Source organism: Streptomyces sp. NPDC001843 (genome assembly GCF_042891955.1).
GTDB lineage: Bacteria > Actinomycetota > Actinomycetes > Streptomycetales > Streptomycetaceae > Streptomyces.
On record NZ_JBIATQ010000002.1, the window covers coordinates 413,671 to 434,880 of the forward strand.

At 72.2% G+C, this 21,210-nt stretch carries 23 protein-coding genes; 10 read left to right on the forward strand and 13 right to left on the reverse strand.

All coding sequences use genetic code 11. The annotated features are described in order from the left end of the window. Positions 1-11 precede the first annotated feature (11 nt). The 5 genes from ACFYZQ_RS07225 to ACFYZQ_RS07245 form a co-directional block, all read right to left on the reverse strand. Positions 12-695, reverse strand: coding sequence for a hypothetical protein (locus ACFYZQ_RS07225; protein WP_389142564.1), 684 nt, complete (start codon positions 693-695; stop codon positions 12-14). Continuing rightward, a complete protein-coding gene (locus ACFYZQ_RS07230) occupies positions 658-1,368 on the reverse strand; it encodes a YqjF family protein (RefSeq protein WP_389142566.1) in 711 nt (236 codons plus the stop codon). The genes ACFYZQ_RS07225 and ACFYZQ_RS07230 overlap by 38 nt, the downstream gene beginning before the upstream one ends. A 48-nt stretch (positions 1,369-1,416) precedes the next feature. After that, complete coding sequence (locus ACFYZQ_RS07235; RefSeq protein ID WP_389142569.1) at positions 1,417-2,334, reverse strand: UTP--glucose-1-phosphate uridylyltransferase; 918 nt, start codon at positions 2,332-2,334, stop codon at positions 1,417-1,419. 117 nt (positions 2,335-2,451) lie between these two features. Next, positions 2,452-2,742 (reverse strand): zinc-ribbon domain-containing protein, encoded by a 291-nt coding sequence (locus tag ACFYZQ_RS07240; RefSeq protein ID WP_389142572.1) that lies wholly within the window; start codon positions 2,740-2,742, stop codon positions 2,452-2,454. Between the two features lie 76 nt (positions 2,743-2,818). Further along, a complete protein-coding gene (locus ACFYZQ_RS07245; protein WP_389142575.1) occupies positions 2,819-3,184 on the reverse strand; it encodes an STAS domain-containing protein in 366 nt (121 codons plus the stop codon). Between the two features lie 165 nt (positions 3,185-3,349). On the opposite strand from ACFYZQ_RS07245, the gene ACFYZQ_RS07250 reads away from it, so the two are divergent. Next, complete coding sequence (locus ACFYZQ_RS07250; RefSeq protein ID WP_389142577.1) at positions 3,350-3,802, forward strand: ATP-binding protein; 453 nt, start codon at positions 3,350-3,352, stop codon at positions 3,800-3,802. A 48-nt stretch (positions 3,803-3,850) separates the two neighbouring features. Here ACFYZQ_RS07250 and ACFYZQ_RS07255 read toward each other — a convergent pair whose 3' ends face one another. The 3 genes from ACFYZQ_RS07255 to ACFYZQ_RS07265 are packed head-to-tail and all read right to left on the reverse strand — an operon-like array spanning position 3,851 to position 7,003. Next, entirely contained in the window at positions 3,851-5,119 is a 1,269-nt protein-coding gene (locus tag ACFYZQ_RS07255; RefSeq protein WP_389142580.1) for a sugar ABC transporter permease, read from the reverse strand. 5 nt (positions 5,120-5,124) lie between these two features. Then, positions 5,125-5,907 (reverse strand): ATP-binding cassette domain-containing protein, encoded by a 783-nt coding sequence (locus ACFYZQ_RS07260; RefSeq protein ID WP_389142583.1) that lies wholly within the window; start codon positions 5,905-5,907, stop codon positions 5,125-5,127. A 37-nt stretch (positions 5,908-5,944) separates the two neighbouring features. Continuing rightward, positions 5,945-7,003: a substrate-binding domain-containing protein gene (locus ACFYZQ_RS07265; protein ID WP_389143232.1), complete on the reverse strand. Its 1,059-nt coding sequence runs from the start codon at positions 7,001-7,003 to the stop codon at positions 5,945-5,947. 263 nt (positions 7,004-7,266) lie between these two features. Here ACFYZQ_RS07265 and ACFYZQ_RS07270 point away from each other — a divergent pair, with 263 nt between their 5' ends. From ACFYZQ_RS07270 to ACFYZQ_RS07280, 3 genes are read left to right on the forward strand one after another with little or no spacing between them, the layout of a single operon-like run. After that, positions 7,267-9,795, forward strand: a complete 2,529-nt coding sequence (locus ACFYZQ_RS07270) for a SpoIIE family protein phosphatase (protein WP_389142585.1) — start codon at positions 7,267-7,269, stop codon at positions 9,793-9,795. Beyond that, complete coding sequence (locus tag ACFYZQ_RS07275; RefSeq protein WP_389142588.1) at positions 9,792-10,874, forward strand: substrate-binding domain-containing protein; 1,083 nt, start codon at positions 9,792-9,794, stop codon at positions 10,872-10,874. The genes ACFYZQ_RS07270 and ACFYZQ_RS07275 overlap by 4 nt, the downstream gene beginning before the upstream one ends. A gap of 47 nt (positions 10,875-10,921) precedes the next feature. Continuing rightward, on the forward strand, positions 10,922-11,137 hold the full coding sequence (locus ACFYZQ_RS07280; RefSeq protein WP_389142591.1) for a hypothetical protein: 216 nt from the start codon (positions 10,922-10,924) through the stop codon (positions 11,135-11,137). Here the strand turns inward: ACFYZQ_RS07280 and ACFYZQ_RS07285 are convergent. Continuing rightward, positions 11,118-12,038, reverse strand: a complete 921-nt coding sequence (locus ACFYZQ_RS07285) for a PhzF family phenazine biosynthesis isomerase (RefSeq protein ID WP_389142594.1) — start codon at positions 12,036-12,038, stop codon at positions 11,118-11,120. The genes ACFYZQ_RS07280 and ACFYZQ_RS07285 overlap by 20 nt on opposite strands. Positions 12,039-12,121: 83 nt before the next feature. Here ACFYZQ_RS07285 and ACFYZQ_RS07290 point away from each other — a divergent pair, with 83 nt between their 5' ends. The 3 genes from ACFYZQ_RS07290 (at position 12,122) to ACFYZQ_RS07300 (ending at position 14,008) form a co-directional block, all read left to right on the forward strand. Beyond that, positions 12,122-13,009, forward strand: a complete 888-nt coding sequence (locus ACFYZQ_RS07290) for a LysR family transcriptional regulator (protein ID WP_389142597.1) — start codon at positions 12,122-12,124, stop codon at positions 13,007-13,009. Between the two features lie 142 nt (positions 13,010-13,151). Next, positions 13,152-13,328: a hypothetical protein gene (locus ACFYZQ_RS07295; RefSeq protein WP_388793363.1), complete on the forward strand. Its 177-nt coding sequence runs from the start codon at positions 13,152-13,154 to the stop codon at positions 13,326-13,328. Positions 13,329-13,423: 95 nt separating this feature from the next. Further along, positions 13,424-14,008, forward strand: a complete 585-nt coding sequence (locus ACFYZQ_RS07300; RefSeq protein ID WP_389142599.1) for a hypothetical protein — start codon at positions 13,424-13,426, stop codon at positions 14,006-14,008. Between the two features lie 3 nt (positions 14,009-14,011). On the opposite strand, the gene ACFYZQ_RS07305 is transcribed toward ACFYZQ_RS07300, so the two are convergent. Continuing rightward, complete coding sequence (locus ACFYZQ_RS07305) at positions 14,012-14,428, reverse strand: ATP-binding protein (RefSeq protein ID WP_389142602.1); 417 nt, start codon at positions 14,426-14,428, stop codon at positions 14,012-14,014. Next, positions 14,352-15,587, reverse strand: coding sequence for an acyltransferase family protein (locus ACFYZQ_RS07310; protein ID WP_389142605.1), 1,236 nt, complete (start codon positions 15,585-15,587; stop codon positions 14,352-14,354). Before ACFYZQ_RS07310 ends, ACFYZQ_RS07305 begins: the two co-directional genes overlap by 77 nt. A gap of 234 nt (positions 15,588-15,821) precedes the next feature. Between ACFYZQ_RS07310 and ACFYZQ_RS07315 the strand changes: the two genes are divergently transcribed. The 3 genes from ACFYZQ_RS07315 to ACFYZQ_RS07325 all read left to right on the forward strand — a co-directional run bounded on the left by ACFYZQ_RS07315 (position 15,822) and on the right by ACFYZQ_RS07325 (position 18,504). Then, positions 15,822-16,067 (forward strand): WhiB family transcriptional regulator, encoded by a 246-nt coding sequence (locus ACFYZQ_RS07315; protein WP_389142608.1) that lies wholly within the window; start codon positions 15,822-15,824, stop codon positions 16,065-16,067. Positions 16,068-16,219: 152 nt separating this feature from the next. Beyond that, a complete protein-coding gene (locus ACFYZQ_RS07320) occupies positions 16,220-16,366 on the forward strand; it encodes a hypothetical protein (RefSeq protein WP_389142611.1) in 147 nt (48 codons plus the stop codon). Between the two features lie 26 nt (positions 16,367-16,392). Then, positions 16,393-18,504, forward strand: a complete 2,112-nt coding sequence (locus tag ACFYZQ_RS07325) for an FUSC family protein (protein WP_389142614.1) — start codon at positions 16,393-16,395, stop codon at positions 18,502-18,504. A 21-nt stretch (positions 18,505-18,525) separates the two neighbouring features. On the opposite strand, the gene ACFYZQ_RS07330 is transcribed toward ACFYZQ_RS07325, so the two are convergent. Continuing rightward, positions 18,526-19,170: a hypothetical protein gene (locus ACFYZQ_RS07330; RefSeq protein ID WP_389142617.1), complete on the reverse strand. Its 645-nt coding sequence runs from the start codon at positions 19,168-19,170 to the stop codon at positions 18,526-18,528. A 17-nt stretch (positions 19,171-19,187) separates the two neighbouring features. After that, positions 19,188-21,140: an N-acetylmuramoyl-L-alanine amidase gene (locus tag ACFYZQ_RS07335; protein WP_389142620.1), complete on the reverse strand. Its 1,953-nt coding sequence runs from the start codon at positions 21,138-21,140 to the stop codon at positions 19,188-19,190. Positions 21,141-21,210 lie beyond the last annotated feature (70 nt).

Below are 21,210 nucleotides of genomic sequence, written 5' to 3' on the forward strand. Positions count from 1 at the left end.
CGGAGCGCGCGTCACCCCGCGGCGGGCGCTCCGCCGGCCGACGGCGCGATCGTCGTGACGACCCGCGTGAGGGAGGGGGCGCGGGGAACGGAACCGAACCCGAAACGCACCGGCGGTTCCACCGGGGCCGCGGCGCCGAGGTCCCGGCCCGCGAAGACCGCGGACACCGCTCGGACGGGCCGCAGGTCCCGCGCCCCGTACCACTCCCGGTGGCCTCCGCCGGCGCTGCCCCGGGTCCGCACCCCGGGCAGCAGCAGCCGGGCCGGCCGGTCCGTGAGCGCGCTCCACGCAGGCCGGCGGGCGACCACGCCCGGGACGGCGCGCAGCAGGTACCCGAGAAGGCCTCGTCGGCCCGGGGTGAAACGCAGCCGGAGCGGCCCGGCGGTCACCGTCCAGACGCCGTCCGCCACGCTCACGTCGACCGGCACGACCCGCACCGTGTCGAAGACGTAGACGCCGCTGACGAAGTCGGCCGTGCGGCGGGTGGGAGCCAGCAGCAGCCGTTCCCCGTCGGCCCGCTCGACCATCACATCGCTGAACGGCCCGAACGGCGACCGCTGCCAGTGCCCCAGTACGATCCGCGTCCCCGAGGACGTGCCCATACCGGCGATCCAGCCGGTGAAACGGAGCAGGGGACGCCGTCCGTGCCGCGCCCCGTCAGGGGGCGTACGGCCGGGACACCCCGAGCCGAACATGCCGGACTCCCTCCGAGAAGTGCACGACGGGACGGCCCTTGGGCGCCGGAAGGCCCGCCGCCGCGGTGAGCGTCTCGTCGAGCACGTCGACGGTGGCGCGGGCCATCGGCCACGGCTCGTGCTCCACGGGTGTCTGCCACAAGCGGCCGAGCCGACGGGTGTACGCCCGCCAGCGCGAGGTCAGCCACACGTCCCGCTCCGTCGGCCTGACCGGGTCCCCGGGGCGGACGACCAGACGGTAGGAGGCCTCGCCGCCCCACCGGGAGCCCTCGTAGACGACGGTGCCGGCGTCCCGGGAGACACGGAGTGTGCCGGCGTGGTACGGCGCACCGATGGCACGGGCCCCGAGCATCAGCGGGCACGCCACCTCGAGGGACAGGAACCACAGCCCGTCCCGCCCGCCCCGGTGCCGGACGTAGGTGCGCAGGTTGGTCTCCGCGAAGGTGGGCAGTCCGGGCAGCGCGGCGGGAACGACGGACGGACGCACATCGGCCATGACGAACGGTGTGAGACCGACCCAGGCGGCGCCCTCGTACTCGTCCACCACCAGCTCGTCGGGCAGCAGGGCCTGGACCGCCTCGGGCGGGTAGGCCCAGTGGACGAACGTCTGCGTCAGCCACCCGGCCCGCAGCGCCGGCACCCGTATCCGCTGCTCCGCTCCGTACGCCACCACAGCCGGCGAGTCCCCGCCCGCCGCCTGCGGAAACGTGACGGGCCGGCGTCAGGGCCCCGGCGCCGTGCCCGACCCGGCCTCGAGTTCACCGACCAGAGCGCGCAGGACGGGCCCGTACTCGGGGTGGGCGAGGCCGAAGGCCATCTGGGCGACGAGGTAGTCGGCCGGGTTGCCGGTGTCGTACCAACGGCCCTGGATCACCTGGCCGTACACCGCGCGGGTGGCGGCGTAGGCGTTGATGGCGTCGGTCAGGTAGACCTCGCCGCTCTGGTGCTCGTACCAGCGGCGCGTCTGCTCACGCAGCTCGTCGATGATGCCGGGAGTGACGACGTAGCCCCCGATGGCCGCGTACGAGGACGGCGCCTGTGCGGGCTCCGGCTTCTCCACCAGGCCCGTGATGCGCAGCGTGCCGCCGCCGAGATCCTCCTTCACGACGGGTACGCCGTACCGCTGGGACTCACCCGGGTCCATCGGCATCAGGGCCAGCACCGGGCAGCCGGTCTGCTCGTAGGCGCGGATCAACTGCTGGGCGCGGGGCACCTCGGCCACGAACACGTCGTCCGGCCAGAGCACCAGCACGGGTTCGTCGCCGATGTTGCGGGCGGCGTTCAGCACCGGGGTGCCGTTGCCGTACGGACCGTGCTGGTCGAGGTAGGTGATGTGGCCCCGGTGAGCCAGCTCGGCGACCTCCTCGACGGCGTCCGCGTAGGCCGTCTTGCCGGCGGCCCTCAGTTGCGCGACGAGTTCCGGGTTCGGCCGGAAGTGGTCCTGGATCAGGGACTTGCCGCCCGAGACGACGATGGTGATGTCGGTGATGCCGGAGTCCACGAGTTCGCGCACCGTGTGCTCGACGACCGGCTTGTCGCCGACCGGCAGCATCTCCTTCGGGGTGGCCTTGGTCAGGGGCAGCAGCCGGGAGCCGAGCCCGGCGGCGGGGATCACGGCTCTGCGGATCGTCGGGGACATCGGGTCTTCCTCGGTCGAAGGAACGGCACGCCGTGCCGGCCGGCACGGCACACCCCGACGCTACCAACGCGAGCCGCCGCATCCGGTCCGTCCGGTCCGGGCACGACCGGTGACCTGTCAGGACTGGTACGGCTGCTGCTGCGGCTGCCCGCCCGGCTGACCGGTGTAGCCGCCCGCGGCCTGGGCCTGCAGCTGCTCCGCCTGCTCCTTGGTCAGTTTCTGCTCCGCGCCGCAGAAGGTGCACTGGGTGCTGTACCTCGTCGAGATCGGGAACAGCGGCACGAAGAACAGGGTGAACTTCGTGACGCGCTTACGGAGGGTGTGCGCGGCCGGATTGCCGCAGCGGCCGCACACCAGCGTCAGTATCGCGAGCTGGTACAGGTATCCCCTGGTACCGAAGATGATCATGCTGTCGTCCTTTCCCGGGTCGGTGCTGTCGGTACAGTACCGGCGGGCGGAACGATGCGATCACGGACGGGGCGAGTCAGCTCTCCAGCGCCTGCCCCACGTCGGGGTAGCAGGGGATCAGGGCGTCGATGCCGACCATGCGCAAGATGCGTGCGACGGGTTCCCGCGGTCCGGCCAGGCGCAGCCATCCGTCGGCGTCCTCGGCGGCGGTGTGAGCGCTGATCAGGGCGTTGATACCGCTGGAGTCCATGAAGGTCACACCGCTGAGGTCGATGACGGTGCGCGGCCGCGTGGCGTCGCCGGGCGGCAGCAGGGCCTGGCCGAGGTGCTCGCGGACGGTGTGGTCGAACTCGCCGCTGAGGGTGACCACGCGGATGCCGTCCACGGTGGAGTGGCCGATCGCCGGCCGGCCGGACTGTGCCGCTTCGTGGATGCCTGTCAACGTCTCCTCACCAACCCGCCCGCTGATGTCTCTCGGTCCATTACGTGCGTCGGTAGCCTGCCCCGAAGCCACGCGGCCACACATCCGTTCGGCTCCACCGCTTGACGCGCGGGCATACCGAGGGGTGCGCCGGGTACAAGCAGCCGCGTGAACGGGGGAACAGCTATGGATCCAGTGGAGTCGGCCCCTGGCGGTGAAGGCGTGACGGACGCCGACCTGGAGGACATCATCGCCCTTGAGGAAGACGGCAGTTGTATCGCTCAGGCGCGTCATCGTGCGGCGGGTTTCCTCGCACGTGTCCAGGCCGAGTACGGGCTGCCGGTGTCCACCCGTGCCGTGGACGTGACCCAGCTGGTGGTCAGCGAACTGGTCACCAACGCCCGCAAGTACGCTCCCGGCCCGCTGCTGATGGAACTGCGCATCACCGGGGACCTGGTGGAAGTTCGGGTGTGGGACAGCGACCCGGTGCTGCCGGTGGCGCGGGCCGCCGACCCGGGCCGGGTCGGCCAGCACGGGCTGGAGATCGTCATGGCGGTCGCCCAGGGCTTCGAGGTGCAGCGGGAGCCGGTCGGCAAGCGCATCACCGCCCGCATCGCCCTGCCGGACGACCCGCTCTGACACGGCGACCGCGTGGACTTCGAAGCGCGCGACGGACGGGCCGCGAGGTCAGGCCCGTCCGTGCGCCTCCTGCGAGCGTCTCGCCAGCGAGTCGATGACCACCGCGGCGAACAGGACCCCGCCGGTGATCACCAGTTGGATGGCGGTGGGGGTGTCGGTGAGCGCCATTCCCGACGCGATCGACTGGATGACCAGCATGCCGAGCACCGCGGACCAGGTGGTACCGCGGCCGCCGAACAGGCTCGCGCCGCCGATGACGGCCGCCGCGACGGCGTTGAGCAGCAGGACGCCACCGCCCGAGTTCTGACTCACCGAGGTGATGCGCGAGGCCAGGAACAGCCCGCCGACCGCGGCCATGGTGCCCGAGACCGCGAGCACCGCGGTCTGCACCCGGGTGACGCTGAGGCTGGCGCGACGGGCCGCCTCGACGCTGCCGCCGAGTGCGTAGACCTGCCGCCCGTAGTGCGTGCGCCTGAGGACGATGTCGAGGCCGGCCACCATCACGATGAAGACCAGCAGGGCGAGCGGCAGCCCCTGGAACCTGTTGAGCACGTACGCGGCGGCGAAGGTGATCACGGCGAGCCCCGCCGTACGCGCCCCGATCGCCCTGAGCGAGCGGTGCGGCATGCCGACGGCCTGGCGGCGCCGCCTGTCCAGGTAGGACGCGAGGAAGACCGTGCCCGTACCGAGCGCCGCCAGTCCGTAGGCGGCGGCGTCGTTGGTGAAGTAGTAGCTGGTCAGCCTGGCGACCAGCCCGTCCTCGTCGAGGTTGACGGTGCCGCTCGTCCCCAGGATGGAGAGCATGAGGCCGTTCCAGGTGAGCAGCCCGGCGAGCGTCACGACGAAGGCCGGCACCCGCGTCTTGGCGAAGGAGAAACCCTGGACGGTTCCCGCCACGGTGCCCGTGAGCACCGCGACGACCAGGGCGAGCCATTCGGGCATGCCGATGTTCACGTTCAGCACGGCGAAGACCGCCGCCGCGAGGCCGCTGACGGAGCCGACCGACAGATCCAGCTCACCGAGCAGCAGGACGAACACGATGCCGACCGCGATCAGGCCCGTGCCCACGATGTCGACGCTCAGATTGGACAGGTTCCGCGGGGAGAGGAAGTTGTCGTTCAGGCTCTGGAAGATGATCCAGACCGTGGCCAGGACCAGGACGACGGGGAGCCGGACCAGTTCACCGGCGTCCAGCTTGTTGCGGAAGGCGGCGGTCCAGCCCCGCACCGTGCGGGCGACGGCACGACCGCTGTGCGGCCCCCGGCGCCCGGCGGTGGGCGCGGCCGGTTCCCGCGTGTTGCGCGCCATGTCGTGCATCCCCCTCACCACCCCGCTTCCCGGCCCGCCATCCGGCGGGGCGCATTCTCGGTGGCGCCCGTGATGGAAGAGATGATCTGTTCCTGAGACGCGGTGTTCACGTCGAAGAAGCCGTTGTTGCGGCCGAGCCGCAGTACGGCGGCCCGATCCGCGAGCGCCTTCACATCGCCCATGTTGTGGCTGATCAGCAGGACTCCCAGGCCGCGGTCGCGCAACCGGTCGACCAGGTCCAGGACCTCGGTGGTCTGCTCGAAACCCAGGGCGGCGGTCGGCTCGTCGAGCAGCAGGACCCGTGGGTCGGCGAGGAGTGAGCGGGCGATGGCGACGGTCTGGCGCTGTCCGCTGGACAGGGAGACCAGGGGGCCGCGCAGGTCGGGGACGCGGCGGGTCAGGCGTTCCAGCAGCACTCTGGTGCGGCGTTCCATCTCGACCTCGTCGAGGAATCCGAACCTGCGCAGTTCCCGGCCGAGGAAGAGATTGCCGACGACGTCGAGGTTCCCGCACAGCGCGAGGTCCTGGTAGACGGTGGCGATGCCGAGGTCACGGGCGTCGTGCGGGCGCCTGATCTGGACGGGCCGGCCCTCCCATTCGATGGCGCCCCGGTCCGCGGGGGCGACGCCGGAGATCACTTTCACCAGGGTGGACTTGCCGGCGCCGTTGTCGCCCAGCAGTGCGACGACCTGACCGGCGCGGATCTCCAGTTCGATGTCGTTGAGGACCTCGACGACGCCGTAGCGCTTGCACACGCCGTGCAGGGCGAGCAACGGGGGAGTCGGCACGGAAACCATCTCCTTCCCGGGTCCCTGCCCGGCCGGAACCGGCCCGTCAGGTCAGCCCGGCCTTCTGACAGGCGGCCCCGAGCTGGGGTGTGCAGATCTGCCGGACCGTGTACACACCGTCCTTGACCAGAGTGCGCTCGATGCCGTCCACGGTCACGGAGACAGGGGTCAGCATGACGGCCGGGACCGCCGTCCCGCCCGGGGGGCGGACCGTGCCCGTGGCGACCCGGCGGAGATCGTCACCGCGGGCCGCGGCCACGGCCATGGCGCCGCCGGCGGAGGCCTCGGGACCGAAGGGCTTGTACACCGTCTCGTACTGCTCGCCGCCGACGATGCGCCGCACGGCCGCGAGTTCGGCGTCCTGCCCGGTCACCGGGGGCAGTGGATCGACCTTGTTGGCCTTCAGCGCGGAGATGCTGCCGGCGGCGAGGCCGTCGTTGGCGGCGTAGACCCCGTCGATGTTGCCGACGCCGAGCGCGGAGATGGCGCCGGACATGTTCGTGTTGGCGGTGTCCGCCTTCCACTGCAGCGTGTCGTACGACTTGGCGATCCTCACCTTCCCCTTGAGCACCGACAGGGCGCCCTGCTTGAACGAGACGGCGTTGGGATCGCTGGGATCGCCGTTCATCATGACGATCTTGCCGCCGGGCACCTTCCCGCCCATGGCCTTCAGCAGGGCCCCGCCCTGGAGCCTGCCGATCTCCTTGCCGTCGAACGAGACGTATCCCGAGATCGGTCCCTGGGCGAGGCGGTCGTAGGCGATGACGGGGATGTCGGCGTTGTGTGCCTTGCTGACACTGGCGCCGAGCGATCTGGCGTCCACGGCCACGAGCACGATGGCATCGACCCCCTTGGTGATCAACGAGTCCATCTGTTCCTGCTGCAGGGCGACATCGCCCTTGGCGTTGGCATGCTCGACCGTGCAGTCGCCGCACAGTTCTTTGATCCTCTTCTCCAGCAGCGGCCTGTCCTGGGTCTCCCAGCGGGCCGTGGTGGCGTCCGGCAGCAGGATCCCGATCCTCGGTGGCCCGCCCCCGTCGGCGCCGCCGCCCGAGCCCGCCGTCCCGCAGGAGGCGAGAGCGACGGCCACCGAGGCCGCGGCCATCGTCCTGGCCGCCGCCCACAGAAGGGCCCTCACGGGCAACCGCGGCTCCGGCGGTCGCGGGGCGGCGTTGTCCACCCCGGCGAGGCGATCACATGGGTGGGGCAGGACGACCACATCGTCAGTGTGTCACCGGCCGCAGCCATCTGCGAATTCATGGCATATTATCCGATCTGTCCGTTTAGCTCATGTATGCGATTCTGGTACGGGGTGACCGGATCCCGACCCGCCGGCACCCCGGCCTGCACGGGAGGTGGGTTGCGGACATGCCTCATGACGGCAGTGCGCGGGCCACGGTCTCGCACCCGTGGGCGTCCGGGACCGAACCCGCCGGCATCGGCTCACCGCATCCGGCGGACGGGACCGCCGCGAGCGTGCGCGCCCTGACGTTCGCCGGAGCGGCGCTGGCCGGGGTCTACGTCCCCGGCTCCGGGAGCCGGGAACTCAGGCTGCTGGAGACCGCCGGATGCGCCAGCCCCGAGTACACGCTGCCGGAGCGGCTGGCCGTGCCCGGTGGCTCACCGGCGGCGCGTGCCTTCCACACCGGCCGCCCGGTGTGGCTGACGCCCACGTCACTCGGCTCCTTCTTCGAGGGCTGTCCCGCACCGCCGGCGGAGGCGTCGCTCGGCGCGCTGCCCCTGGTGCGGGAGGGCAGCCGGCTGGGCTGCCTGGTCGTCGTCGGCGCCGACGCGGCCGGGTTCGAGCCCGAGCAGCAGCGTTTTCTGGAACGGTACGCCGAAGCCGTCACCGGCCTGTTCCGGGCCGGGCCCGGGGAAGCCGCGCCGTCGCCGCTGCTGGGTCCCGCCCTGCGCAGGCTGCGCGTCGGCTCCTTCGTCCTCGTACCGGACACCGGACTGATCGAGGCGGACGAGACCCTCCTCGAACTGGTCGGCATCTCGCCGGAAGGCTTCGACGGCAAGGTGGACACCCTGCTCGCGCACGCCCTCCCGGAGGACATGCACGCCCTGATGTCCGTCCTGGAACCGTCCGCACAGGCGCCCGGCCGGCGGGAGCTGGAGTTCCGGGTCCGCCGCCCCACCGGTGAGATGCGCTGGCTGAGCATGAGCTGCCGGATGGGGGCGAGCACCGACGGCCGGCCCGAGCAGGTGCTGGGTGTGGTCACGGCCACCTCGGTCCTGCCCCGTGGCGCCGACGACGTCTCCCGGATCCAGTGGCTGACCGCGGCGCTCGACGACGCCGGTACGGTCCCCGAGGTCAGCAGGGTGGTCGTCACCGCGCTGCGCGAGCCGCTGGGCGCCGACCGGGTGGCGGTCGCCGAACTGCAGGACGACCGGCTCATGGTCACCGTGCTCGACCCGCCGCAGCCCGCGGCCTGGCCCCAGGCATGGCGCCCCGAATGGCGTTCCGAGTGGCCCGACGCACCCGTCGGCGCCCTGCCCACCCTGCAACTGGCCCTGCGGGACGGGCGGATGGACCTGTGGCCCTCCGGCACACCCCTGGAACCCGGACTCGAGGGAGTCGGCCCCGGCGGGCTGGTGGTCCTGCCGCTGCCCGCCAAGGACCGGATCGCCGGAGTCTGCCTGATCGGCTGGGACGAGCCGCACGACTTCGTCCCCGAGGAACGCTCCCTGCTGACCGCCACCGCCGCGCTGGTCGGGCAGGCCCTCAAACGCGCGCACGCGTACGACGCCGAGCAGGAGCTCGCGACGATGCTGCAGCGCAGCCTGCTGCCCCGGCGCCTGCCCGAACTGCCCGGGGGCATCGCCGTCGCCCGCTATCTGCCGGCCCGGCGGGGGCTGCAGGTGGGCGGCGACTGGTACGACGTCATCGCCCTCTCCGAGGACCGGGTGGCGCTGGTCATCGGTGACGTGCAGGGACACAGCGCCGGGGCCGCGACGATCATGGGTCAGATGCGTACCGCGGTCAGGGCCTACGCGGTCGAGGGCCATCCGCCCGACGTGGTCGTCTCGCACGCCAACCGGCTCCTCGTCGGCATGGAGACCGACCTCTTCGCCACCTGCCTCTACGCCGAACTGGACATGGAGGAGGGCAACACCCTGTTCGTCCGGGCCGGGCACCTCTCACCGCTGCTCCGCCACCCCGACGGCAGCACCGAGGAAGTGGAGGTCGAGGGCTCGCTGCCGCTCGGCATCTCCGCGGACGCGGAGTTCCCCATGACCTCGGTCGCACTAGCCCCCGGCACGATGCTGGCCCTGGTCACCGACGGCCTGGTCGAGGCCCCCGACCTGCCCGTGGACGAGGGCATGCGCCGCACCCGCGACGCGCTCGCCGCGGCCGATCCGTCGGACCCGGGGCGGGTCGCCGACCAGTTGCTGGGTGACGCGGGCCGTCGCGAGGACGACGTGGCGCTGCTGCTGCTGCGCTACGACGGGATGAAGACCCGGCCGATACGGGCCGGATGGGCGGTGTGGCGGCTGCCCGACGCCGTCATGCACGCCCGTCGCTTCACCGCGCGCACCCTGCGCCGGTGGGAGGTGGGAGAGATCGCCGACGCGGTGCTGCTGGTCGTCTCCGAACTGGTCACCAACGCCCTGGTGCACACGCAGGGACCGGTCCACGTCGACCTGATGCTCCGCGGGGACCGGGTGCGGGTCTGCGTCAGCGACTCGTCTCCGCGTGCGCCCGCCAAACCGGTGATCGTGGACTGGGAGTCCACGGGCGGCCGGGGGCTGATGCTGGTCGAGGCGATGTCGGACTCCTTCGGCTCGATGCCGGTGGCCAGCGGCAAGCAGGTCTGGAGCGAGATCGTCGTGCCGTGCGAGCCGGCCGGCGCGGCCCCGGGGTCCCCGACGGACGAGGGCGGTCCGCCATGAGAATCCGTACCCGGCAGGTCGTCGCGGCGCTCGTCGCCGGGCTCATGACGATTCCCCTGGCCGCCTGCGGCGGGGACGAGGAGGCGGGCACCGACCGGTTCACCGTCGGCCTGCTGCTGCCGAGCCGGGCGCTGCCCCGCTGGGAGCACTCCGACAAGCCGTTGGTCGAGAAGCGGGTGAAGGAACTGTGCCCGCACTGCTCCGTCGCCTACGCCAACGCCGAGAACGACGCGACGCGGCAGAGCCAGCAGATGGTCTCCATGATCACCAAGGGAGTCAAGGTCCTGATCGTCGACGCCGCCGACACCAGGGCGGTCCGCTCCTCCATCGAGAACGCGCGCAAGGCGGGCGTCCACGTCGTCGCCTACGACCGGCTCGCCGAAGGCCCCATCTCGGGCTTCGTCAGTTTCGACGGCGCGCAGGTCGGCAGGCTCCAGGGCGAGGCGCTCCTCAAGGCCATGGGCGACCGGGCGGACCGGAGGAGCGTCGTGATGATGAACGGCGACCCGATCAGCCCGAATGCCGCGTGGTACAGGAGCGGCGCGCTGTCCGTCCTCACCGGCAAGGTCAGGATCGGCAGGTCGTACGACACTCCGGGCTGGACTTCGGACAACGCCCACGCCAACATGGCCGCCGCCATCGCCGCCCTCGGGCCCGACCGGATCGGCGGCGTCCTGGCGGCCAACGACGCCGTGGCCGCGGGCGCCATCTCCGCGCTCAAGAGCGCCGGGGTCAGCGACCTGCCTCCCGTCACCGGCCAGGACGCCGACCTCGACGCCGTGCGGCGCATCGTCAGCGGTGAGCAGTACATGACGGTGTACAAGCCCTTCAAGACGGAAGCGGACGCGGCCGCCGCCATGGCCGTCGCCCTGGGGCGGGGCGGGGAGCCGCGCGACGTCGCCACGACGACCGTCGACAGTCCCACCACCAAGGGCATCCCGTCCGTCCTGCTCACCCCGCGGGCCGTGACGGTCGGCAACATCGACCGGACGCTGGTCAGGAGCGGGGTGTACACCGTCCGTCAGATCTGCACCCCGCAGTTGCGTCCCGCCTGCGACAGGGCCGGACTCACGGGATGAGAGCCGTCACCGGGGCCCGCGGTCCTCCGTCAGCGAAGGAGAACAGGATGCCGATCGAAACCGTCGAGCGATTCCTGGCCGCCCTGAGCCCGCGCCGCCGGGAACAGGTCCGGCAGCGGCCGCGCGAGGAACAGGAGAGGCTCGCCGCGGCCTGGGAGACAGAGCTGCAGGTGGACACCGACCTCGACACCCTGAGCGAACTGTCGCCCGCCGCCGCCGAGAGCGAGGCGGCGTCGCGGGTCGTCAGAGACCGCTTCGAGTAGTCATCGGCACGGCCTGTCCGGTGACCCGGACGCGGGCGTCGTGGGGATCCACGTCGACCAGCAGGTCGCTGGGGCGCCCCATGTCCTCACCCTGACGGATGGTGAGGGTGGCCGGCCCGGGGACCAGGCCCAGGGCTCGCAGATACCCGCCGAAGGCCGCCGCGGCCGCTCCGGTCGCCGGGTCCTCCACCACCCCGCCGACGGGGAACGGATCCCTGGCGTGGAAGCGCCCGGGCGACTCGCGCCACACCAGGTGCACCGTCGTCCAGCCGTGACGGCGCATCAGGTCGGCCAGCGCGTCGAAGTCGTAGTCCAGGTCCGCCAGACGCTCGCGGGAGGCGGCGGCGAGCACCAGATGGTCGTTGCCGCCGAACGCCACGTGCGGCGGCAGCGCCGGGTCGAGATCGCCGGTGCCCCAGCCCAGGGCGCCCAGCGCCGCCTCGAGTTCGGCGTCCGCGGCGGGGCGCGAGCGGGTCGGAACGCTGGTGAGGGTGGCCCGTACGGTGCCGTCGGCGTCCACGGCGGTGGCCACCGGGATCTCGCCCGCCAGGGTGTCGAGGACGATGTCGCCCGGGCCCAGCCGCCCGGCGAGCGCCACGGCGAGAGCGACGGTCGCATGCCCGCAGAAGGCCACCTCGGCGAGCGGGCTGAAGTAGCGGACCCTGAACCGCCGTGCCGCTTCGTCGCGTTCGGTGACGAAGGCCGTCTCGGAGTAGCCCACGTCGGCGGCGATCGCGAGCATGGCCGCATCGTCCAGCCCCGAGGCGTCGAGCACCACCCCGGCAGGGTTGCCGCCCGCGGGATCGGCGGTGAAGGCCGCGTAGCGCAGCGGCTCGGTCAGCGGTTCGGTCAGCGGTTCGGACTGGTTCACGGGGCTCGCCCCGGTCGCGTCGGTGGTCATGGCTCCACGTTGTCATCGCCCAGCGATCGAGTCCAACGATGGTTTCCGATCGATGCCATCGGCCTTTCGCATAGGCTGACGCGGTGGACACCAGACTGCTGCACACCTTCACCACCCTCGCCCGGACGGGCAGCTTCACCGCCGCCGCCGCCGAGTTGCACCTCGCCCAGTCCACGGTCACCGTCCACGTCCGCAGCCTCGAGCGGGAGCTGGGGACGCGGCTCTTCGACCGCCTGCCCACCGGCGCCACGCTCACCGAGTCCGGCCGGCAACTGCTGGCGGAGGCCGAGGAGGTCCTCGACGCGGTGGCACGGCTGCGAGCCCGCTGCACCGACGCCGGTGCCGTACGGGGGCGGGTGCTCGTGGGCACCCCGGAGTCACTGTGCTCCACGAGGCTGCCGGGGGTGCTGGCCGCCATGCGCACCACCCATCCCGAGGTGGACGTCGGCCTGTACGCGGCGGGCACCGCGGAGTGCGTCGAGGGACTGAGGTCGGGACGCCTGGACCTGGCGCTGCTGCTGGAGAGGGAAGCCGGCTTCCCCGACGTGACGACCGAGCCGGTCGCGCACGAGCCGCTCACTCTGGTCTGCGCCCCCCACCATCCGCTCGCCACGCGTGCGCGGCCGGCGACCTGGGCCGACCTGGCGACGGAGAGCTTCTTCCTGCTCGAACAGGGCTGCTCCTACAGCGACGAGCTGGAGCGCAGGCTGCTCGCCGAGCCCGGCGCCGGCCCCCGGCTGACCCGGTTCGGCAGTGTGGACGCGGCGCGTTCCTGCGTCGCCGCCGGGTTGGGGCTCGCCCTGCTGCCGCTGACGACCGTCGGCGAACAGGTCCGGCAGGGACGGCTGGCGCGGGTCAGCGGACCCCGGTTCGCCGATGTCCCGGTGCTGCTGGCCCGGCACCGCCGACGCTGGGCGGCACCGGCCTCGCGGGCCTTCGCACGGGAGCTGGTGCGGCACCTGTCCGGGTGACGACCGGGGGCCGTTCGAGGCTGCGGCGCTCCTGAGAGTGAACGACCCGTGTGCACGGGGGAGTTGGGGGCAACCGGACTCCAGGCGGCGCACGTTGTGCGACCGGCTTCCACACCGACTTCGACCCGGCGGAGGGCACACCATGCTGGCGATCATCTCGGCGGTCCTGTTCTTCATCTCCTTTCTGATCAACGCGGCCGACATCTCGACCAACGACACGTTCACCTCGACCAACGTCATGCTGCTGGGCCTCACCCTGCTGGCGCTGCACCTGGCCGGCATCGGCAGCGGGTGGTCCGTGCGCGGCCCGAGACGATGACGCACTTACGCCCCCGTCGCCCGTACAACCAATCGGGCGCGCCGGATGTCATAGGGGTGACATCGTCGGAAAGCGCCACAGCAAGGGGGAAAATCATGCACAAGGGGCGACGGGCGGCTGCCGCGGCGGCCGTGCTGGTGGCAGTGGGGTCTTTGGGCCTGGCGGCTCCGGCGGCGTCAGCCGTCGCAGCCGCGGCCGCCGGATCGGGAGCGACCGCGTGTCCGGCAGGGTGGGGCAGTCTGCCGAAGCAGGGGACGGACCAGGCCACGAAGCCGCACTCCCTGACCGGCATCCGGACCGGGCGGCACGACTGCTACGACCGCATGGTCTTCGACGTCGGCGGGGGCACCGACCCGCTGAACTACCACGTCGAGTACGTCGACACCTTCCGCCAGGACCCGTCCGGGACGGTGATACCGGTCTCCGGCGGGGCGATCCTCGACATCCACGTCGGCGCCGCCGCGTACGACCCGGAGACCGGCCAGGCGACCTACCCCGGGCACCCCGGCAAAGCGCTGCCCGGTGTCGACCTGACGGGCTACCGCACCTTCCGTGACACCAAGTTCGGCTCCAGCTTCGAAGGCGTCACCCAGGTGGGACTCGGAGTGCGGGCCCGGCTGCCGTTCCGGGTGCAGAGGCTGTCGGACCGGCTGGTGGTGGACGTCGCCCACACCTGGTGAGCCCTACCCTCCCTCGGAGGTGTGCGGCCGGAAGCAGGCATGGACGATCTTCCCGTCGGGGCAGGGGCGGGCCTGCCAGGTGTCGGCCAGTGCGTCGACCAGGAGCATGCCCCGCCCGCTCGTGCGCTCGGCGTCGGGCGGGCGCGGGGCGGGCAGATGCGAAGAGGTGTCGTGGACGGTCACGTGCAGGCACCGGCTGTCCCAGGTCAGTACGAGATGGGCGGGGCTGTGCGCGTGCACATGGGCATTGGTGACCAGTTCCGAGATGGTCAGCAGGACGGCGTCCGCGGTGTCGGGCGCGGACTCCATCCAGCCCAGTGAACGGAGGTGGTCGCGCGCCCAGTCACGCGCGGTCTTCACGCTGGTGTCGAGCGGCAGCGAGCGCGCCCAGCCCACCGCCCTCAGTGATGATTCGCTCACGCCTGTACCTCTCTGCCGAGCTCGTGTCACCGCAGGTACCCGCCCGGTGGGCTTTGACGCCGTCCGCCCGGACCGGATCCCGGCGGAACGCCCGGTCCAGCTTCGGTTCCACGGCGAAACGGAGGACCCGGCGTACCGGAGCCGTGCACAGCACGGTCACCACCAGGCCGGCGACGAGGGTGGCCGCGATCTCACCGAGGGGCTGACGGGCCCAGCCGTGCCCTGACCAGTCCCAGTGGTTCGCGGCCTGTACGACGAAGCCGTGCAGCAGATAGCCGTAGAGCGTGCCGGCGCCCAGCGTGGTGAACCACGTGCGTCGGCCGGGTACCCAGGCGAGGAAGCAGGCCACGAGGGCCAGCGAGACACCGAAGACGGCCAGCGTCATGACGGGCCCGTACCAGGAGGGCGCACCCAGTTCCTCGGCGCTGTCGCGGTGGAAGAGCCACACGTAGTCGTTCCGCGGGGCCGCCCAGTAGGCCGCGGCCGAAGCGCCCGCGAAGACCACGACCGAGGCGACCCGTACCGCACGTCGGCGCACCATCCGGAAGTGCTCCGGCCGCAGGCTCAGACCCAGCACGAAATAGGGCAGGAACTGCAGGGCCCGCTGCAGGTCGAGATCCTTGCCGATGGACGGCGAGAGGGTCGCCAGCATGGCGAGGACGAGGGCGAGCGGCAGTGGACGGCGTACCAGCTGCCACAGGGGCGTGGTCAGCCGCCAGATGAACAACGCGGCCAGGAACCAGGTCAGGTAGAGCGGGTCGAGCAGGCTGATCGGCCGGTCCGGGACGCCGTCGCTCCACCGGGTGAAGAAGGTGTACGCCGTCTCGAAGACGACGTAGGGCACCGCGACCCCGGTGACGAGGCGCCTGATCTTCGCCGGACTCGCGTCGAAACCGCGGGAGAAGTAGCCGGAGACGATGATGAACGCCGGCATGTGGAACGCGTAGACGACCGTGTAGAGCGCGGTGACCGTACGGCTGTCGGAGCGCAGCGGCTCCCAGGCGTGTCCCATCGCCACCAGCACGATCGCCAGGTACTTGGCGTTGTCGAAGAAGGGGTCGCGCTGCTGTGCGCGCGCGGGCGCGGTCTGCGGCGCGGGCCCTGCCTCGCGCACGGGGCCGTCGGCCTGGACGGACGAGGCCTGGGCGGTGTCGCTCACCGTGTCACCTGCCCGGGGGGGTATGGATCGCGAGCAGGTGGTCACACGTCCTGCCGGGGTGACGGCTGTGGTGGGGCGGCGCGGCATTCCAGCCGTCTCACCGCTTCCCGGCGGCGTAAACCGGGCGCCCTCGAGAACGAATCGTGACAGGCCTGGATAAATGGTTGAGAATGGAATATTTTAGGCCGCACCTCTGCCGTAAACCGTCCAACCTTCCACCCAGGTGGAGGCACCGTGAATTGGCGTAAGTGGGCCGCCTGCCGTTCCGAGGACCCCGAGCTGTTCTTTCCGGTCAGTGAGGGAGGCGCGTCACTGATCCAGATAGAACAGGCCAGAAGCATATGCCGCCGCTGCCCGGTACTCCATGAATGCCGGGCCTGGGCCCTGCGCAACGGGGAGTACGAGGGCGTGTGGGGCGGACTGACCGCGGGACAGCGACGCGCGCTGTCCCTGGCGAGGACCACCGGTCCGAACCGCTGACGAGCGCCGGGCGTACGGACGTGCGCCCGGGCCGCCTTCGGACAACGATGTCGACACGGGAGTGAACGCCCGGCCCGTTCGGCCGCCTCCGGATGGCATGCCGTCCCGCGCCGCGGTGCTGTGGATGCGGGCAGGTGGCGGAAGGACGGAACATGCGGATACCCGGATCGACCGCGGGCCGCCGGCGGTGTGCCGTCGCCGCCGCCCGGCAGGCCCGCCTCCCGGTGAATCCCGGTGCGTTCTCCGCGCCCGAGCCGGTCGGCGGCATCGCCACCGGGGGAGGCGGACGGCGGCGTTGAACGGCGGCCGGTGGACCTTGTGGCGCATGCCCGACCGCCCGGCGATCGTCCGGCGGTCGGTCCAGGTCACCTGTGCGGCGAGCACCGGCTTCCTCGTGCTCCTCCACGGCTTCGGGCAGCCCGTCGCGGCCCTCTACGCGCTCTTCGCACCCATCGCGCTCGGCCTGCTGTCCGCCATCCCCGGCACCGGCCGGACGCAGGCGTTCGTCGCGCTGGGGACCCTGCCGCTCGGAGCGCTCCTGGCCGCCCTGGGCACGGCACTCGCCGTGAGTACCGCGGCGGCGGTGACCGGCATGCTCGTCACCGGCTTCCTGCTGAGCTTCGCGGCCGTGGCGGGCCCCCGCCCGGCGGGAGCCGCCCCCGCCCTGCAGCTCTTCTACATCCTGGCCTGCTTCCCGCCCTACGCCCCCGGGACCCTGGGCGCCCGGCTGACCGGACTGGCCGTGGGCGTCGTGCTGATCGCACTGTGCCAGGCCTGCCTCCTGCCCGGGCCGCCCGACGAGAGCTACCGCGAGCGTCTCGCCGACGCACTGGAGACGGCGGCCGCAGCGGTGACCGACCCGGCGCACACCCCGGCCGCGCACCTGCGCGACGCGAGTGAGGCACTGCGGCCTTCGCGGGTCGCACCCGGTGAACGACCCGCCGGCCCTGGCCGCCGGGACCGGGCGCTGTCGCACGCCGGTGCCGCGGCCCGCCGGATCCTGGACCAACTGGCCTCCTGGACCGCCCGGTCCGGGCCGCCTGCCGCACCGGACCGGGCATCGGCGGCCCTCCTCGACCGGGTCGCCCGGATGTGCGCCGCCACGGGTACGGCCCTGCGCGCCGGAGGGCAGCCGCCCGCGGCCCGGCCACTGGAAGAGGCGATACGGCGATTCCAGGCGCAGCGGGTCCGGGGCGCCGCCGATCCCGGCGACGACGGCCCGGCAGCGGGGCGTCAGCGCCGGCAGGCGGCCGTGCTGGCACTGGCCGAGTCGACGTGGATCGCGGTCGTCGCCGTGGGCGTCGCCGCCGGCGGACACCGGCCGTCGCGTCGCACGCCGGCGCCCCCGCCCCACGAGTTCTTCTGGTACGCCGGCCTGCCCGCACCCCGGCTCTGGGCCCGCCGGATCGCCGGAAACCTGACGCCCCGCTCGGTGCTGTTCCAGAACGCCGTGCGGGTCGCCTGCGGACTCGCGGTGGCCCGTCTGGTCGCGGGAACCCTCGACCTCACTCATGGGTTCTGGGTCCTCCTCGCGGTCCTCACGCTGGGGCGCACCACGGCAGGAGCCACCTGGCGGGCCGTACGCCAGGCCATGGCCGGAACCCTGGCCGGAGCCGTCGTGGCAGGCGCGCTGCTCATCGCGCTCGGCGGGCACCAGGACGTCTACGCAGCCCTGCTCGTGCCGGGCATGCTCACCGCCTTCACGTTGGGACCGCTGCTCGGGATCGCCTACGCCCAGGGGCTGTTCACCCTGGTCGTCTCCCTCGTCTTCGCGCAGATCGCCCCCACCACGTGGCAGCTGTCCGAAGCGCGCATCGTCGATGTCGTCACCGGCAGCGCCATCGGCCTGCTGTGCGGACTGCTGGCCTGGCCGGCGGGGGCACGCCGGGAGGTCCACCGGACCATGGCGAGCCTGCTCCGCTCGTGCGGGGCGCTGATACCCGGCACGGTCGACGCGCTGCTGCCGGCCCCCGGCCGCCGCCCGGCCCCACCCGAGACGCTGCCGACCCTGAACCGCCTGCGCCTGGCGGAGACCGCCTTCGCGCAGTTCTGCAGCGAGCCGCCCGCGAACCGGGAGGGCGTCCGGGCCGACTGGCACGCGGTGCTCGTCGTGGCGTACTCGGCCGTGCTCGGAGCGCAGCGGCTGCCGCGCTTCGAGACGACACCGGCCCACGTGCCCCGGGAGGCGAGTGCCTGGACCCGCGGGACGGCGGCGGAACTCGCGGCCGACGCCGGCCGGATCGCCGCGCTCTTCGGCCGGGCCCGGAGCTCCGCTCCCGCCCGCGCACCGCACGGCCCGCCACCCTGGCACGGCCCGGTCCTGCCCGCGGTCGTGGATCTGGAGATGTGGCTCATGGGCCTCGGCAGACAGCTCGCCCGTATCGAACGCTCGCTCTCGGCACCGAACGGGCCCTCCGGACAGGCCGGGAGCCCGTGAGCCACACAGGCCGGCGATCGCTCAGCCCGACGCCGTACGCCCGGAACCCGCGCCGAGCACATACCCGCCGACGACCAGGGCCCACACCGGGAACGCCAGCTCCAGCCAGGACACGTTCCCGGCGCCCCCGATCAGCGCCAGCCCGACCAACCAGCCGAACCACACCAGGGAGCGGGGGAGCACGCGCAGCCGCCGGGCGATGGTGGAGGTGCAGAACGCGAACACCGCCGCCATGCGCATCGAGTACTCCGTCAGCAGGGTGTAGGCGAAGCTGTGGCCGAAGCCCCACAGTTGCTGGTTCGCCCCGCCCGCCGTGGCCAGCATCCCGCCGGCGGCCGCGGCAGCGCACAGCAGGACGGCCACGAACACCAGCCCGCTGCCGATGAAAACAGTGGCGAAGAACCTGTCCTCGCGTTCCCCCATCCGGTCCCGCACCGCGGCGAGGAACCACAGGAAGGAGATCCCCGCGAACGGCACCAGGTCCAGCGCGGCCTGAACGGCGCTGCGCCGCGAGGAATCGGTCAGCCAGGCCCCGGCGGACGCCGGATGCTCCGGCACCGCGAGCCGCACCAGGACGATGGCGGTTCCGAGCAGCAGGCCGAAGAGGATTCCCGCGAGCCCGGCGGCCCGGGGTGTGCTGAGCGCCTCCTGCGGGTGCGGCGACACCTGAGGCCTGGTCCCCGTCACCGCCGGGGGGCGCCCGCGGCGTGTCCCGGCGATGCCGCCGACGCGGGCGCGCTGACCACGTCCACGTCGCTCGCCCGGACGTAGGCGAGCCGGTGCCCGAACTGGATCTCGTAGTACTGCTCCCGGCCGGTCACCACCGGGCCGGGGGTCTCGACGAAGGACGACCTGTCCACGTCGGTGCCGTTGACCAGGGACTGCGTCACGTACCGCTGGCCCGCGAGGAGGCTGTACGGAAGCGGTGACTCGGTCTGCCCGGGGAACCCGTCCGGGTAGGCGTCCTCCTCCGGGAGGGCGCGTCCGAACACCGGGATCTCGCTCAGGCCTTCCTTCGGGGTCACCATCCGGCCGCTCGCGCCGACGGCGGTCGGGTGCTTCTTCGGGTTCTTGAACCACGCCTTGCGGCCCAGGTACCAGATCGCCGTCCAGTCGCCGCTGCGTCCGGCGACCGCGTAGGTCTGGCCGGTGGAGACCCGTGACCCGAGGTCGCTGACGTCCTCCGTGGAGTCCTCGCCGTCCGGGCGGCGCCCGGGGTCCTGGATCAGCGGGGCGTCCTCGCGCGGCTCGGTGTGCAGACGGACGGCGCTCGAGCCGTGCGGCGCGCACGGCAGGCCGTCACCCTTGCAGCCCGTGTACCGCGGTTTGTAGGTGGCGTAGTCCGGGAGCACCATCACCATGGGGCTGTCCGGCCCGGCGGTGGCCCGCAGGGGTGCGCCGAGGAGGTCGAAGTAGTGCCGCCAGTCCCAGTAGGGGCCAGGGTCCTCGTGCATGTCGGGGATGCTCGAAGCGGTCGGGGACGGCACGTTGTCGTGGCCGAAGATGTGCTGGCGGTCGAGCGGGACGTGGTACTTCTTCGCCAGGTAGCGCACCAGGCGCGCCGAGGACCGGTACATCCGTTCCGTGTACCAGGCGTCGGGCTGGGTGAGGAAACCCTCGTGCTCGACGCCGATCGAGTGCGCGTTCACGTACTGGCTGCCGGAGTGCCAGGCCGTGTCCTTGGTCCTGACGTGCTGGGTGACATGGCCGTCGCTGGAGCGTACCGAGTAGTGCCACGAGGCCTCGGTGGGATCCTGCACGGTCTGGAACATCGACTTCAGGGACGCCTCGGTGTCGTGGATGACGATGTACTCGATCTTCTCGTCCCAGGGCCGGTCGGCCAGGTCGTGGTTTCCGTAGTTGTCCTCGTCGATCTGCTCGTACGGTGCGCTGAGCCAGGAGCAGGACAGCTCCGGCGGGCACTCGACCTCCTTCGGCCGGGTGCCGGCCGGGCGGGCCGTGTGGGGCCGTACCTTGGGGTCGGCGGGCAGTGTGACGTTCTGCGCGACGTCGGTGGTGCGGTGCGCGCCCTTGTGGATCACCGAGAACACGTCGTTGGCGTAGGCCGCCGCCGAGTCCGCGTCGCTGGTGCCCGCGAAGTGCGCCACCGCCTCCCACCAGTCCGCCGGGTTGTCGCTGAGCGGCTTGCCGAGCTGCCGTTGGGTGGTCGCGAGGAGTGCGGCTCCGCCGCGCACGTTGGCGGTGACGTCCGTCCGCAACTGCTTGGCCGGGACCCCGATCAGGTCGGCGGCACGGCGCAGTTCGGCCGGCGGCTGGACGCGGCCCGGCTGGGTGGTGCCGGCGTCGTGCGGCTTCGCGGGTGGTCCCGGAGCCCGGGCCGCGTCGGCGTCCACCAGGTGCATGGGCCCGTAGCCGCCGCTGACGCTGGGCACGCCCGGATGGGAGTCCCAGCGCGACTGCAGGTAGGACACGCCCATGAGGACGCTCCGTGGCACGTGGAACTCGTCCGCGGCGGACGTGAAGTCGTGCTGCAGCCGCTGGTCGGCCGCCTCCTCGGTGTCGGTCGGTGGGAAGGCCAGCGCCGGGATCAGGAGCGCCGCCGACGCCGCCACGCAGGCCGTCAGACGGTGTTCGCGAACGGCGATGAGGACACGGGGGGCAACGCGTCTTCTCATTGCAGATGTCTCCAACGGGCTCGTCGCAGCAGGACAAGCGCAAGCAGGACAAAGGAGTTGCCCTTCACGC